General features: G+C 72.1%; 13 protein-coding genes. 4 read left to right on the forward strand and 9 right to left on the reverse strand.

Features of this window, described 5'->3' with window-relative positions:
* Positions 1–17 precede the first annotated feature (17 nt).
* The 3 genes from ACQPZP_RS34985 to ACQPZP_RS34995 all read left to right on the forward strand — a co-directional run bounded on the left by ACQPZP_RS34985 (position 18) and on the right by ACQPZP_RS34995 (position 2295).
* Positions 18–881 carry an alpha/beta fold hydrolase gene (locus ACQPZP_RS34985; RefSeq protein ID WP_433473966.1) on the forward strand — a complete coding sequence of 288 codons (864 nt, stop codon included), beginning with the start codon at positions 18–20 and terminating at the stop codon, positions 879–881.
* Positions 878–1300 carry a nuclear transport factor 2 family protein gene (locus tag ACQPZP_RS34990; RefSeq protein ID WP_433473967.1) on the forward strand — a complete coding sequence of 141 codons (423 nt, stop codon included), beginning with the start codon at positions 878–880 and terminating at the stop codon, positions 1298–1300. The genes ACQPZP_RS34985 and ACQPZP_RS34990 overlap by 4 nt, the downstream gene beginning before the upstream one ends.
* A 71-nt stretch (positions 1301–1371) precedes the next feature.
* Complete coding sequence (locus ACQPZP_RS34995) at positions 1372–2295, forward strand: NADP-dependent oxidoreductase (protein ID WP_433473968.1); 924 nt, start codon at positions 1372–1374, stop codon at positions 2293–2295.
* On the opposite strand, the gene ACQPZP_RS35000 is transcribed toward ACQPZP_RS34995, so the two are convergent.
* From ACQPZP_RS35000 to ACQPZP_RS35030, 7 genes are all read right to left on the reverse strand, one after another.
* Positions 2296–3903 carry an AMP-binding protein gene (locus ACQPZP_RS35000; protein WP_433473969.1) on the reverse strand — a complete coding sequence of 536 codons (1608 nt, stop codon included), beginning with the start codon at positions 3901–3903 and terminating at the stop codon, positions 2296–2298.
* Positions 3900–5378 (reverse strand): FAD-dependent oxidoreductase, encoded by a 1479-nt coding sequence (locus ACQPZP_RS35005; protein ID WP_433473970.1) that lies wholly within the window; start codon positions 5376–5378, stop codon positions 3900–3902. Before ACQPZP_RS35005 ends, ACQPZP_RS35000 begins: the two co-directional genes overlap by 4 nt.
* A 2-nt stretch (positions 5379–5380) precedes the next feature.
* Complete coding sequence (locus ACQPZP_RS35010; protein ID WP_433473971.1) at positions 5381–6286, reverse strand: VOC family protein; 906 nt, start codon at positions 6284–6286, stop codon at positions 5381–5383.
* 97 nt (positions 6287–6383) lie between these two features.
* Complete coding sequence (locus tag ACQPZP_RS35015; RefSeq protein WP_433463679.1) at positions 6384–7568, reverse strand: acyl-CoA dehydrogenase family protein; 1185 nt, start codon at positions 7566–7568, stop codon at positions 6384–6386.
* Positions 7569–7590: 22 nt separating this feature from the next.
* On the reverse strand, positions 7591–8610 hold the full coding sequence (locus ACQPZP_RS35020) for a 2Fe-2S iron-sulfur cluster-binding protein (RefSeq protein ID WP_433473972.1): 1020 nt from the start codon (positions 8608–8610) through the stop codon (positions 7591–7593).
* Positions 8607–10274: an FAD-binding protein gene (locus ACQPZP_RS35025; RefSeq protein ID WP_433473973.1), complete on the reverse strand. Its 1668-nt coding sequence runs from the start codon at positions 10272–10274 to the stop codon at positions 8607–8609. The genes ACQPZP_RS35020 and ACQPZP_RS35025 overlap by 4 nt, the downstream gene beginning before the upstream one ends.
* Positions 10271–11140: an alpha/beta fold hydrolase gene (locus tag ACQPZP_RS35030; protein ID WP_433473974.1), complete on the reverse strand. Its 870-nt coding sequence runs from the start codon at positions 11138–11140 to the stop codon at positions 10271–10273. The genes ACQPZP_RS35025 and ACQPZP_RS35030 overlap by 4 nt, the downstream gene beginning before the upstream one ends.
* A 283-nt stretch (positions 11141–11423) precedes the next feature.
* On the opposite strand from ACQPZP_RS35030, the gene ACQPZP_RS35035 reads away from it, so the two are divergent.
* Positions 11424–12014, forward strand: coding sequence for a flavin reductase family protein (locus ACQPZP_RS35035; protein ID WP_433473975.1), 591 nt, complete (start codon positions 11424–11426; stop codon positions 12012–12014).
* 20 nt (positions 12015–12034) lie between these two features.
* On the opposite strand, the gene ACQPZP_RS35040 is transcribed toward ACQPZP_RS35035, so the two are convergent.
* Together ACQPZP_RS35040 and ACQPZP_RS35045 are read right to left on the reverse strand one after the other, a co-directional pair.
* Positions 12035–12970, reverse strand: coding sequence for an IclR family transcriptional regulator (locus tag ACQPZP_RS35040; RefSeq protein WP_433473976.1), 936 nt, complete (start codon positions 12968–12970; stop codon positions 12035–12037).
* 197 nt (positions 12971–13167) lie between these two features.
* Positions 13168–13965: a maleylpyruvate isomerase family mycothiol-dependent enzyme gene (locus ACQPZP_RS35045; protein ID WP_433473977.1), complete on the reverse strand. Its 798-nt coding sequence runs from the start codon at positions 13963–13965 to the stop codon at positions 13168–13170.
* Positions 13966–14037 lie beyond the last annotated feature (72 nt).

Consider the following 14037-nt stretch of genomic DNA (forward strand, 5'->3'; position numbering starts at 1 on the left):
GGTTACAGTCTTTGACTGTGAGTCAGTTTTCGACTGTTGGTCATGAAGAGCTGGAGACGAGCCGCGGCACCATCCGTTACCGGCGGCACGGCGACGGGCCGGGTCCCGCCGTAGTGTTCCTCCAGGGGTTCCTCGCCGGCCCGGACGTGTGGTCCGAGGTGATCGACGGGCTCGCCGGCTCGCACCGGTGCGTCACGGTCGACTGGCCGTTCGGCGCGCACCGCGGTCCCATGCGCGCGGACGCCGACCTGTCCCCGCCGGGCCTGGCCGAGCTCGTCGTCGAGGTCCTGGACGGGCTGGACGAGCCGCGGGCCGTGCTGGTCGGCAACGACAGCGGCGGAGTCGTCGCGCAGCTGGTCGCGGCCGCACGTCCCGAGCGGGTCGCCGCGCTGGCGCTGGTGGCCTGCGACGCGTTCGAGACGTTCCCGCCGGGCGCCTACCGGCTGCTGTTCCGCCTCGCGGCCGTCCCCGGGTTCGTGCGGCTGATGGCGGCGGCCATGAACGTCCCGGCCTTCGCCGCCTCGCGGCTGGGCTTCGGCGCCGTCATCGAGCACGATCCCGGCTCGGTGCGCCACTGGGCCGCCCCGCTCGCCGCCGACCCCGGCGTGCGCCGCGACATCGCCAAGCTCATGACCGGCTCCTCCCGCGCCCAGACGCTCGCCGCCGCGCGGACCTTCGGCGGGTTCGACCGTCCCGTCCTCGTGGTGTGGGCGGACCGGGACCGCCTGTTCCCCCGCTCGCTCGGCCGCCGGCTGGCCGCCGCCTTCCCGGACGGCCGGCTCGAGGTGGTCGAGGGCTCCGGCACGTTCGTCCCGCACGACCGGCCGGAGCGGCTCGCCGAACTGCTCGAGGCCTTCCTCGCAGGTCAGGAGAACCGATGACGCCGCACGACTTCCCCGCGGTCTTCGCCGAGGGCTGGGCCCTGCCGAAGCCCGGCGCGTTCCTCGACCACTTCCTCCCGCTCATCCACAGCGAGGCGGTCTTCACCCAGCCGATGTTCCCGGACGCGCACGGCATCGCGGCGGTCGACGACTTGTTCCGGCGCCTGTTCGTCCTCTTCCCGGACCTGACCCTCACCGTCCGGCGCAGCGCGGTCGACGGGGACACCGTCTTCATCGAGTCCGACTGCACCGCGACCCTCGGCCGGGGGCCCGTCGCGTTCCCGGTCTGCGACCGGTTCGTCATCGACGGCGGGACGATCCGGGCGCGCCGGTCCTTCTCGGATCCACTCCCCGTGCTGCTCACCGGGCTCCGCCGCCCGTCCGGCTGGCCGCGCCTGCTCCGCGCCCGGCTCCGCTGATCGTCCGGCTTGACCTCAGGATTGGTTGAGGTCCTAGCGTTCCTCCCGATCGACGATGAAGGAGGACGCTGATGAGGGTTTCGGGTTTCCATGAGCCGGGCGGGCCGGACGTGCTGCGGACGATGGAGGTTCCGACGCCGGAGGCCGGGCCTGGCGAGGTCCGGGTCCGGGTGCGCACGGCCGGGGTGCAGCCGTACGACCTGGCCATCCGCGAGGGGTGGTCACCGCCGGGGACCCCCGAGGGCTTCCCGCGCGTGCCCGGCAACGAGTTCGCCGGCGTGGTCGACCAGGTCGGCGAGGACGTCACGGATGTGAAGGCAGGCGACGAGGTGATCGGCAACTGCCGCCTGAACGCCTATGCCGAGTACGTCGCCGTCCCGGCCGGGGTGCTGGCGGCCAAGCCCGCGAGCATGCCGTGGGACGTGGCGGGCGGCTTCCCCGCCGCGGTGATGACCCCGCACATCGCCCTTGAGGAAATGCGGGTCGGGCCGGGTGACACGCTGCTGGTCCACGCGGCGGCGGGAGCGGTCGGAACGGTCGCCGTCCAGCTCGCCCGGATCGCCGGAGCCACGGTCATCGGCACGGCGAGCGAGGGCAACCACGACTACCTGCGGTCGATCGGCGCGACACCGGTCGCCTACGGCGACGGCCTCGAAGAGCGCGTGCGGGCCCTCGCCCCGGACGGCGTGGACGCCGCGCTCGACGGCGCCGGCGGCCACGCGCTGGACGTATCCCTCGACCTCGTCGAGGACCGGAACCGCATCATCACCCTGGTCGACCACGGCCGCGCCGCCGAGCTCGGCGTGCGGACGACACCGGACAAGCGGTCGGCCGCCCGGATCGCCGAGACCGCCCGCTTCTACGACGAGGGACGGCTGCGCGTCCACGTGCGCGGCGTGTTCCCCCTCGACCGCGCGCCCGACGCCCACCGCGAGGTAGCGACCGGCCACGGCCGCGGCAAGGTCGTCCTGGACCTCGGACACGACACGGCCTGATCACCGACGACCCGCCCGCACTTCTCGGGGGCTCATGATGTAGGCGCCGTTGTGGTGTTCGTAGACGGGGTCGGTCGTGTTGGTCGCTTCGGCGCGTAGGGGGCGCTTGATCACTTTGTTGGTGGGGGTGCGGGGTAGTTCCTCGATCAGGCGGAGGAAGCGGGGCGTCCACTTCGTGCCCAGGTCTGGTTGGGCGGCCAGGAAGGCGGTGAAGGCGGACGGGTCGAAGGCGTGGCCCGGGGCGAGCGCGACCGCCGCCATCACCTGGTCGCCTACGTGCTCGTCCGGGACGGCGTAGACGGCGACGTCCGCGAAGGGTTCGAAGCGGGCCAGGAGGCGTTCGACGGGGGCCGCCGCGAAGTTCTCGCCGTCCACGCGCAGCCAGTCTTCGTCGCGGCCGGCGAAGTACCAGTAACCGTCCGCGTCGCGGTAGGCGAGGTCGCCCGACCACGTCCAGCCGTTGCGGACGCGCTTCGCCGTCGCCTCGGGGTTGTTGTAGTAGCCCTCGAACTTCGCGGCGCCCATCGTGTCGACGATCTCACCGATGGCCTCGTCGGCGTTGAGGAGCACGCCGTGCTCGTCGAATCGCGCGGGCGGGCATTCCTGCAGGGTCTCCGGGTCGATCACGATCGTGCCCGGCTCTGCGACGCCCAGCGAGCCGGGTGGTGTGCCGGGGACGCGGTTGAGGCGGATCTCGCCCTCGCTCGACCCGTAGGAGTCGATGACCGTGCAGCCGAAGCGGCGGGCGAACTCGGCGATGTCGCGTTCGTTCGCCTCGTTGCCGAACGCGATGCGGAGAGGGTTGTCGGCGTCGTCCGGCTTCTCTGCGGTAGCCAGGATGTAGCTGAGCGGTTTGCCCACGTAGTTGAAGAATGTGACGCCGTAGCGGCGGACGTCCGGGAGGAAGCCGGAGGCCGAGAACTTGCGGCGGAGGACGATGCGGCCGCCCGTCGCGACCGCGGGCGCGATCCCGGCCATCAGGGCGTTCGAGTGGAACATCGGCATCACGACGTAGAAGACGTCGTCGCGGGTGAGGCCGCGCCGGTCGCGCTGCTGGACGGCGATCCGGCCCAGCCTGCCCTGCGTGCAGATCACCGCTTTGGGCGCGGACGTGGTGCCGGACGTGAAGACCAGCGAGAAGATCCTCGCCGGGTCGGCCGGCACGTCCTCCGCCGGACGGGCCCCGGCCAGGCGCTGTACGTAGGCGCGGGTGTCCACGGTCAGCACCGGGACGTCCGCCAGTCCTTCGAGCAGCGGTGCCCGGGACGTCTCGGTGACCAGCAGGGCGCAGTCGGTGTGGGTGATGTCGCGGGCCAGTTCGGCGCCCCGGCGCGTCGGGTTCAGCTCCACGACCGGGACGCCTGCGAGCGCCGCGCCCAGCAGCCAGAACAGGTGCTCGGGGCCGTTCTCCAGGAAGAGGCCTGCATGACCGTCCAGATCGCGAACGAACAAGGCGCGGCGCCGGGACTCTTCCACGACCTCGCGCCACGTCCAGGACCGGTCCTCGAAGCACAGGCCGGTCCGGTCGTCGTCACCGCGTGCCGCGACCAGCTCCGCGAACGCCGTCTCACGCGCCGGACGGTCGTCGCCCAGGACGGCGTGCCTCACGCAGAGCCCTTCTTCAGAGCGGCGGCGGCGCGTCCGGCGCGGCGGCCGAAGAACGTGCCGTCGCCGAGGGACGTCCCGCTGATGTAGCCCTCGCCGTGCATGCCGGACGCGGCCCGTCCCGCCGCGTACAGCCCCGGCACCGGGTCGCCCGAGTTGTTGAGGACCTCGCCGTCGACCGTCGTGTGCAGCCCGCCCAGGGTGAACCCGCCCGCGCCCGTGCCCTTGCCCGGGACGCCGCCGAAGAAGCCCGCCGCCGGGTCGATCGCCGCGAACGGGGACTTCAATGGGCGCAGCCACTTCGGGTCCTTGTGGAAGTAGGGGTCCTCGCCCTTCTCGGCGTGCCGGTTGTAGGTCTCGACCGTGGTCTCCAGGGACCCGGCGGGCATGCCGAGCGACTCCTCCAGCTCGGCGAGGGTCTCGGCCGCGTACTTGGGGAGGACGCCCCACCGGTCCGCCTCGGGGACGGACTCGTACCCCTCCTCGTCGATGATCGTCCAGTAGGGGCCGGGCTGGTGCCTGACGGCGTGCACGCTGTAGTGGCCCGGATAGACGTCCTCGTTGATGAAGCGGCGCCCCATGCCGTCCACGAGCATGCCGCGGCACACCATCGCGGGCAGCGCGGTGAGCGCGATCTCGACGACCGCCATGCGCCGGGTGGCGGCGCCGATCGCGGTCGCCATCCGGATGCCGGAGCCGTCGTCCAGGCCGTCGCTCACCTTGTCGTGCCCGAGCAGCAGCGGGGCGTGGTGGGCGAGCATCTCCTCGTTGTCGACGAACCCGCCCGTCGTGAGGATCACCGCCGTCCGGGCGCGGTAGGTGACCGGCTTGCCGTACATGCGCGCCACGACGCCCGCGACTCGGCCGTCCTCGGCCAGGACGAGGTTCGTGGCCTGCGTGTCGACGTGCGTGACGGCGCCCGCCTCGGTCGCGGCGGCGGACAGCTTCTCCATCAGCACCCCGCCGCCGAACCCGGGTGCCGCCGGACGGTGCCCGCGCGGGACGGGCCCGGCGATCGTGTTGTACGGCCAGGAGTTCTCCCCCAGCCACATCAGCCCGTCCTCCGACATGGGCATCCACGTCGGCGAGGGGTGGAGGCTGTGGTTGAACGTGACCCCGCACTCGCGGAACCAATCGAAGTGCTCCACGCTGCCGTCGCAGTACAGCCGGAGCTTCGCGGTGTCGGCGTTCGGGCCGAGCGCCGCCTCCAGGTACGCGTACATGTTGTCGGGGTCGTCGTCGAACCCGCAGGCCTTCTGCACCTCGGTGCCGCCGCCGAGGTACAGCTCGCCGCCGGACTGCGCCGACGACCCGCCGGCGCCGCTCGCGCGCTCCAGCACCAGGACGTCCGCCCCGGCGCGGGCCGCCTCGAACGCCGCCGCCGCGCCCGCGCAGCCGAAGCCGACGACGAGCACGTCGCATTCGTGGTCGAACTCGCCGATGTCGCTCAACGCGACCGGTTCGACAGAGGAAGACACGATCACTTCCCGGGTGGGGTGAACGCGGCCAGCGGCTCGGACCCCGACCAGTCGTGGCCCCAGTAGCTGTCCTTGGTGATCTCCTCGGCGGTGTAGTACGTCTCGTCCACGAGCAGACCCTCGCAGCCGTACTCGACGTCCCAGCCGCCTGGCGCCCGGACGTAGAACGACACCATCTTGTCGTTGGTGTGCCGGCCGAGCGTGGAGGAGATGGAGAATCCCTTCTCCTTGACCGTGTCCAGCGCGATGCCGACCGCGTCGAGGGTGTCGACCTCCACCATCAGGTGGACCAGGCCCGGGTCGCCGTCATGCGGCGCCGGGCAGATCGCCAGGCTGTGGTGCCGCTGGTTGACGCCCATGAAGCGGATCCGGACCGGCCCGCCGACCTTCATCGCGCCGCGCGGCAGGAATCCGAGGACCTCGTTGTAGAACGCGGCGGTCTCGGCGAATTTCGGCGTGGGAAGGACGACGTGTCCCATTCCCATCGGACCGGTGACGAACGTCTGCGCGAAGCCGGTGCGGACCGGGCTGTGGTCGAGCACCGGGCCGAAGAACACCTCGACCGGAGTGCCGCCCGGGTCCGTGAACGCGACGACCTCCTCGGCGTCGCGCTCCGCGGCCTCCTTGGGCTTCAGCGTCGTCACGGCCGTCCCGGACTTCTCCACGGCCTCGCGGACGGCGGCCAAGGCGTACTGGTCGCGCACCTCCCAGCCGACGGCCAGCACCCGGTCGCTGTCGCCGGGCAGCAGCTGCAGGCGCGACCGCCGCTCGTCCATGCGCAGGTACAGGCCCTCGGGGTCGGGGCCGCTCCCCTCGGCGAAGCCGAGCCCGTCGAGGGCGAACTCGCGCCACCGGTCGATGTGCCGGGTCTGGACCCTGAGATATCCCAGCCCTCGGATCTGTGTCACCTTCTCGGTCCTTCCTGTGCGGGCGGTCGTCGAGCGGAGCTCGTCCATTGAATGGTGGTGGGCGGGGGCTGGAGGACGGTCGAGCGGAGCTCGTCCGTCAGATCATCGAGCGCATCGGGCCCTGCGGGGGCTCGATGTCCAGGTCGGTCAGGGCGGAGACGTGGTAGACGGCGCCCGGGACGTGGATGGCGTGCGCGAGGCCGACGTGCGCGTCCCGCCAGAACCGCTGGATCGGGTTGTCGGTGCGCATCGCGTTCCCGCCGGACCGGACGACGATCTCGTTCATCGCCTGCACGGCCCGCCACGCCGCGCGGACCTGGGTGCGGCGCCCGGCGGCGCGCTCGGCGAAGGTCGGGACGTGCCCGGCGGCGACCATGTCGTACATCCGCGAGCAGTTGTCGAGCAGCGCGGTGCGGGACGCCTTGATCTCCTCGGCGGCCTCGCTGATCGCGTACAGCACGTACGGGTCGTCCTTGATCTTGGTGCCGGTGATCTGGACGCGGTTCCGCTGGTAGGCCATGTGGTGGTACAGGGCGCCCTCGGCGATGCCGATCACGGCGGCGGAGATGCCGAGCGGGAACACGCAGGAGAACGGCATCAGGTAGGACGGGTTGGTCAGCCCGGCCTCGCGGGGCGCCGAGCCGTCCACGACCTTGGTGTACTCCAGCGTCCGGTAGGCGGGGACGAACGCGTCCCTGACGATGATGTCCTTGCTGCCGGTGCCCTTCAGCCCGGCGACGTCCCAGGAGTCCTCGACGATCTCGTAGTCGGAGCGGGGCAGGATGAGGTGCAGCGACCGGGGCGGCATCGCCATCTTGCCGTCGTCGTCGCCGAGCATCCCGCCGAGGAAGATCCAGTCGCAGTGGTCGGTGCCGGAGGAGAACTGCCAGCGGCCGTTGAAGACGTAGCCGCCGTCCACCGGCCGGGCGATGCCCATCGGCGCGTACGGGGACGCGATCCACGTGTCGGGGTCCTCGCCCCAGATCTCCTCGCGGACCTTCGGGTCGGCGTAGGCCATCTCCCACGGGTGGACGCCGACGATGCCCGCGATCCAGCCGGTGGAGCCGTCGAGGGAGGCGATCCCCAGCACCGTCTCGGCGAACTCGCGGGGGTGCACCTCCAGGCCGCCGTGCGCCTCCGGCTGCAGCAGCCGGATGACGCCGGCGTCGCGCAGGATCCGCGCGGCCTTGTCGTCGAGCCTGCCGAGGGCCTCGTTGGCGGGGCCGAGCTCGCGGATCTGCTCCGCCCGTTCCATGATCGTGTCGAGCACGCGGTTCGCCATCGCCTGTCTCCCGTGGGTGTCGTCAGCCGTCGTAGGTGATCTTCAGCCGGTCGGTGACCGGCCTCGCCTGACAGGCGAGGATGAGGCCGTCGGCGAGATCCTGCTCGTCGAGGACCGAGTTGGCGTCGAGGGTGACCTCGCCCTCCAGCCGCACGCAGGCGCAGGCCGAGCAGTTGCCCTCCCGGCAGGAGAACGGGGCGTCCACCCCGGCGCGCAGCAGCGCGTCGAGAAGCCGTTCGGACTTCGGCCAGGGCACCGTGCGCGTCTCGCCGTCCATCTCGACCTCGATCTCGCCGGCGTCGCCGTCGCCGGCCTCCTCGCTCCGGGCCTCCGGTTCCTCGAACGGGTCGCCCTCCAGCGAGAAGAAGCGCTCGACGTGCACCCGCACGCCGAGGCCGGTGAGCGTCTCCGTGACCAGGTCCATGAAGATCTCGGGCCCGCACACGTACGCGGGGCGCCCGGTGTAGGGGGCGGCCAGCGACCTGACGGCGGCGGCCGTCGGCAGGCCCTGCACCGTTTCCAGCAGGTGGACGACGGTGAGCCGGCCGGGGTGCCGCTCGGTGAGCTCCCGCAGCTCGTCCGCGAAGATCACCGACCGCTCGTCCCGGTTGGCGTAGAGGAGCGCGACCTTCCCGCGCCCGCCGGCCAGGCACGACTTGAGGATCGACATCACCGGGGTGATGCCGCTGCCGCCCGCGACGAGCAGCAGGTCGTCGTCCAGTGAGGACGGGGTGAACGTGCCCGCCGGGCGCAGCACCTCAAGGACGTCGCCGGCCGTGACGTTGTCGCAGATCCAGTTGGATCCGAGGCCGCCCTCGACGCGCTTCACGGTCACCTTCGGCCGGTCGTCGGTGTGCGGCGAGCTGCACAGCGAGTAGCAGCGCGCCGCCCAGCCGTCCGCGGCCGGGACCCGGACGGTGAGGAACTGCCCGGGCCGGTAGGTGAACCGGTCGCGGTCACCCTCGGCCGGTTCGAGGACGAGCGAGTGCGCGTCGGCCGTCTCGTGGACGACCTCCACCACCCGCGCCTTGAGTGCCGTCATGACCGTCCTGTGGCCTTCCCGGCCGCGTGCCGGGCCGCGATGTAGCCGAACACGATGGACGGGCCGATCGTGGCGCCCGGCCCCGCGTACTCGTTGCCCATCACCGACGACGACGCGTTGCCCGTCACGTACAGGCCCTCGATGACCGTGCCGTCCCCGCGCAGGACGCGGGCGTGCTCGTCGGAGACCAGGCCGCCCTTGGTGCCGAGGTCGCCGACCTCCAGCCGGAACGCGTAGTACGGGGCCGTGTCGATGACGTCCAGGTTCGGGTTCTTCAGGTTCGGGTCGCCGTAGTAGCGGTCGTAGGCGGAGTCGCCGCGGCCGAAGTCGGGGTCCTTGCCCGTGCGGGCGTACCCGTTGAACGTCTCGACGGTCCCGGCCAGCGCGTCCGCCGGGACGCCGATCCGGCCGGCGAGTTCGGCGAGCGTGTCCGCCTTGAAGACGACGCCCTTCTCGTAGAACGCCTCCGGGATCGGCGCGCCGGGGAGGATCTGCGCGAACGGGTAGCGGGCGCGGGCCTTGGCGTCCATCACGAACCAGGCCGGGACGTGCCCGCCCGCCAGCTGGTCGTGGACGAAGTTGACGTAGGGGGCCGCCTCGTTGGTGAAGCGCGTCCCGTCCTGCGACACGATGACCTGCCGGGGGATGGCGCGCTCCGACACCAGCGGGATCGTCGCCCCGGCCGGGTGGCGGACGGCGGGCATCCACCACGCGTCGTCCATCAGGTCCAGCGCCGCGCCGAGGGCCTCGCCCGCGCGGATGCCGTCGCCGGTGTTCTCGCGGGCGCCCATCGCGAAGTCCTCCTGCCCGCCCTTCGGGAGGTACTTGTCGCGCATCTCCTGGTTGTGGTCGAAACCGCCGGACGCCAGGAGCACGCCCCTGCGGGCCCTGATGCGCAGGGTCGTGCCGTCCGGCCGTGCGGCGACGACGCCGGTGACGCGGCCGTCCTCGTCCGTGACCAGGCCGGTCATGGTGGTCCGCAGCCAGAGCGGGAGGCCCGCGTCCTTCAACGCCATCCGCAGGCGGGCGACCAGTGCCCGGCCGCCGGTCGACATGTGGCGGCGGCGGACCATGTTGGACGAGACGCGCCACGCCGCGACCAGCGACGCGCGGCGTCCCGCCCACGTGCGCTTCGCCATCGCGAGGTCGTGGTAGTCCTTGGCCGTCACCCACAGGCCGAGCGGGCCCTTCATGTTGTTCGGCCGCTGGTACTTCTCGTCCTCGCCGAGCTTGCGGGTGTCGAACGGCTCGGCCTCGATGGACCGGCCGAGCGCGCGCCCGCCCTCCAGCTCGGGGTGGTAGTCGGCGTAGCCCTTCGTCCAGAAGAACCGCATCCACCTGCTCTTGCAGATCAGCTCCATCGCGGCGGGGCCGTTGTCGACGTAGGCGTCGAGCCGCGCCGCCGGGACGCGCCCCTCGGTGAGCAGGTCCAGGTAGCGGCGGATCGACTCGCGGCTGTCGTCGTGGCCGCGCTCCTTCAGCGTCGGGTTGTTCGGGATCCAGATGCCGCCGCCGGAGAGCGCGGTGGAGCCGCCGAACTTCTTGCCCTTCTCCACGACCAGCGCGCTCAGGCCCGCGTCGTGCGCGGTCAGCGCGGCCGTCATCCCACCGCCGCCGCTGCCCACGACGACGAGGTCGAACTCGTGATCCCACTCACCGGTCACTGGTCGTCCTTCCTGGTCAGGAACGCCAGCACGGCGCTCTCCCAGGCGGACTTCTGCTCGATCATCACCCAGTGCCCGCAGTTCGGGAAGATGTTCACCTGGACGTCCGGGATCGTGCGCATCGGCACGAGCACCATGTCGACCGGGCTGACCCGGTCGTCCCGTCCCCAGGTGATGAGCGTCTTCGCCTTGAGCCTGTGCAGCATCGCCCAGTAGGGCGGCTCGTCCGAGGCCGCCATCGCCTTCGCGCGGGCGGCCATCGCCCTGGACCCGTACATGCGGCGGGCGGAGGCGAGCGTGTCGGGGTCGGTGGCCTGCCGCCAGCGCTCCTCGACCATCTCCTCGGTGACCGTCCGCGGGTCGAAGACCATCGAGTTCAGCCACCGGACGAGGCCCTCGCGGGTCGGGTTGTCCGTGAACTCCGCCAGCAGCCTGATGCCCTCGCCGGGCGCCGGGCTGAAGACGTTCGTCCCGATCCCCCCGATGCTGACCAGCCGCCGGATCCGGTCGGGATGCCGCAGCGCCACCTGCGTCGCGATGACGCCACCCATCGAGTTGCCGATCACGTCGACCTGGCCGAGGCCCAGGCCGTCCAGGAACCGGACGACGGCGCCGCCGGCCGCCATCATCGGGTGCTCGTCGGTCGGGTCGCTGACCCCGAACCCGGGGAACTCCAGGACCAGGCACCGGAAGTGCTCGGCGAACCCGGCGAGGTTGCCGCGGTAGTTCCGCCAGCCGGTCACGCCCGGACCCGACCCGTGCAGCATCAGCAGGGGCGGTCCCTCGCCGGCCTCGTGGTAGCGCAGGACGCCGCGGTCGGTGGCGAGCTCGCGCAACGTCGACTCGTAGGTCAGCTCCGCAGGCATGATCTCCCAGTCCTTCGACGATGGCTTGTCCGGAACGTAATCGGCGGGGCGGCACGGTCACCCGGCGGATCCCGATCAGCGGGACGCGCGTCTCACGGCGGTCTCCCGGCGCAGGCCCGGTCTCCCCTTCCACTCATCGGGATCGGGGTGCCCGGGCCGCACCGGACGTGCCTACGTTCGGGCTCGCCGGCCGCGCTTGACCGGTACCGCGTCCGTGCCGCTTATTGGACATGTCGCATATTGGATATGACCGCACAACCGTTCGCAGCCCCGAGGTGAACAGATGCCAGCCGAGCCAGCGCTCACGCCCGTCTCCGAGGCCGCCGCGGCCGCGCCGGAGCCGGCGGACTTCCGGAAGGCCATGGCGGAGTTCGCCACCGGCGTCACCGTGGTCACCGCCCTGGACCGCGGCGAGCCGGTCGGCTTCGCCTGCCAGTCGTTCACGTCCGTGTCGCTGGAACCGCCGCTGATCCTGTTCTGCGCCGACAAGCGCGGCCGGTCGTGGCCTCGGATCCGTTCGGCGGGGCGGTTCTGCGTCAACGTGCTCGGCGAGGAGCAGCGCGAGCTCTGCGAGCGCTTCGGATCGAGCCGGGGCGCCAAGTTCGAGGGCCTGGAATGGGGCGTGTCCGAGTGGGGCACCCCGGCGCTGCCGGACGTCCTGCTCGCCGTGCACGCCGTCGTCCACGACATCCACGAGGCCGGTGACCACGAGGTGGTGATCGGCCGGGTGCTCGCGGTGGAGCGGCACGAGGTGGTGAACGGCGCCTGGCGGCGTCCGATGGTGTTCTTCCGCAGCCGGTTCGGCGTCGGGGAGCCGGACGCGCCGATCGCCCCCGACCCGTGGGGCATCGGCGACCGGTGGGGCTGGGGCTGACGGCACGTCCGGCACCGGCTTCACATCCAGTCGCCGCGCCCGTCGACCGCGAGCAGCCGGTTCATCGTCTCCGGCGACCAGGTCGTCTCCTCGCCCGTCCGGGCGGCGCCGCGCCGGGTGCGCACGCCCGCGCGTCCCGCGCGCCGGCCGGGCGCCGAGCCGGGGAACAGGATCTGTGACGCCTCGCGTGCCGCGGTGACCACCAGCGGCGCGACGTTCTCCAGCGGCGCGCGGATGTCGCCGACCAGGGAGATGCCCGCGACCGGGCCCTCCGCGCCGCGGATCGCCGCCGCCACGCAGGCGATGCCGGGGTAGGACTCGCCGCGCTCGAACGCCAGGCCGCGGCGCTGCCGGACCCGGTGCAGCTCCTGGTGGAGCGTGCCCAGCTCGCCGATCGTGCGGCTGGTGAACCGGCTGATGCCGGCGCCGAGCAGCGCGTCCACCCGCTCCGGCTCCAGCCACGCCAGCATCGCCTTGCCGAGCGCCGTGCAGTGCGCGGGGGCGCGCCCGCCGACCCGCGACGGGACGGACGTGGCGAGCCGCCCGCCGAGCTTGTCCAGGTAGAGGACCTCGGCGCCGTCCAGGACGGCCAGGTGCGCGACCAGGCCGGTGGTGACCTGCAGCTCGTGCAGCAGCGGCGCGGCGGCCTCGCGGATCTTGCCGTGCCCGCCGTCCTGCCCGCCGAGGCCGAGGGCGCGCTGGCCGAGCCCGTAGCCGAACGAGTGGTGCGCGAGCCAGCGCTGCTTCACGAGCTGGTCGAGGATCCGGTGCGCGGTGGAACGCGGCAGCCGGGTGCGGCGGGCGACGTCCTCCAGGGTCAGCCGGGCGGTCGGCCCGTTGAACGCGTCGAGGATCAGGGTCATCCGCTCGATCATCGACGGCGGGGACTCCCGGCGCGCCGACGCCGCCGTCATGGTCTCCGGCGTCGCTGCCTCCGGCGTCATGGCCTCGGTCATCGCACCTCCTGGAACCAGACTGAAATGAATTCTTGTTACCTGGAATGTAGCAACCGCTTGGTCACAACGGAAGGGGGTGAGTAAGCCCAGGTCAGCGCGAGCATGCGTCATCAGGACGACGCCCCAGGTCGCACCGGGTGCAGCGATAGAACGTGTTTCCACCAGCGCCGGATCCACAGCCTCCGGTGAGATCCGCCCTAGGGGGTGATGGCCATGGCGGCCAGGACTCTGCCGCTCAGCGCCTGGTCGCCCTTGGCCTCAACGGCGGCGTCCCCGGGCGTGCAGCGGCCCGCGGTGAGGCGGACGTAGGTCTCCCAGTCCATGGCCAGTTCGGCAGTGGGGGGCGCCGATTCGGACCAGTGGCCCCTGCCGTTCTCGTCCACGCCGACGGTCACGTGGAAGTCGGGCGGGCCGGCGATCGCGAAGGCCACGGACTCGCCGGGGGCGGCCTTCGCGCGGCGGGCGACGACGAGCGGAAGGCCGCGGCTCAGCAGTTCCCAGAAGCAGCGCGCCGCCGGGGCGTCCAGGTTGCCGGGACGGCCGACCGCGCGGCGGACGTCCTGCTCGTGCGTCCAGCAGTCCATGGCGCGGAACTTCATGAGCCGCGAGTAGGGGCCCTCCTTGCCGTCCGGGCACATGACGACGCGGTCGGGGTCCAGGGTGGGGAGCTGGGCCAGCCTGCGTTCCAGGACGTCCGCCAGCTCCGCGGCGACGTCCGGGCCCGGGACGGGACGCCGCGCATGGACCGCGATCTCGAGGTAGCGCCCGAAGTCGTTGCGGATGTGGTCGAGGTCGGGAACCTCGACCTCGGGCCCCGGGTCGCCGAGGAGGTCGCGTTCCACCCCGGCGAGGTGCGCGAACTGGTCCTTGACCGTCCAGCCGGGACACTCGGTCGGCCGGGCCCAGTCGGCCTCACCGAGCGTCCCGGCGAGCGCGAGGGCCGAGCGGACCGTCTGCTCGAAGGCGGCGGTGTTCGCGCGCATCTGCTCGTTCATGTCAACCCCTCCATCGACCCTCCGAGCCTACGACCGTCCTCGCCGGCGCGCCCGGCCGGGCACAGAACAGCA

Origin of the sequence: Spirillospora sp. CA-142024 (genome assembly GCF_050942325.1) — a bacterium.
Taxonomy (GTDB): Bacteria; Actinomycetota; Actinomycetes; order Streptosporangiales; family Streptosporangiaceae; genus Spirillospora.

Coding starts and splice junctions, on each gene's coding strand:
- ACQPZP_RS34990 (WP_433473967.1), top strand. CDS start 878: ATGACGCCGCACGACTTCCCCGCGGTCTTCGCCGAGGGCTGGGCCCTG.
- ACQPZP_RS34995 (WP_433473968.1), top strand. CDS start 1,372: ATGAGGGTTTCGGGTTTCCATGAGCCGGGCGGGCCGGACGTGCTGCGG.
- ACQPZP_RS35045 (WP_433473977.1), bottom strand. CDS start 13,965: ATGAACGAGCAGATGCGCGCGAACACCGCCGCCTTCGAGCAGACGGTC.
- ACQPZP_RS35040 (WP_433473976.1), bottom strand. CDS start 12,970: ATGACCGAGGCCATGACGCCGGAGGCAGCGACGCCGGAGACCATGACG.
- ACQPZP_RS35035 (WP_433473975.1), top strand. CDS start 11,424: ATGCCAGCCGAGCCAGCGCTCACGCCCGTCTCCGAGGCCGCCGCGGCC.
- ACQPZP_RS35020 (WP_433473972.1), bottom strand. CDS start 8,610: ATGACGGCACTCAAGGCGCGGGTGGTGGAGGTCGTCCACGAGACGGCC.
- ACQPZP_RS35030 (WP_433473974.1), bottom strand. CDS start 11,140: ATGCCTGCGGAGCTGACCTACGAGTCGACGTTGCGCGAGCTCGCCACC.
- ACQPZP_RS35015 (WP_433463679.1), bottom strand. CDS start 7,568: ATGGCGAACCGCGTGCTCGACACGATCATGGAACGGGCGGAGCAGATC.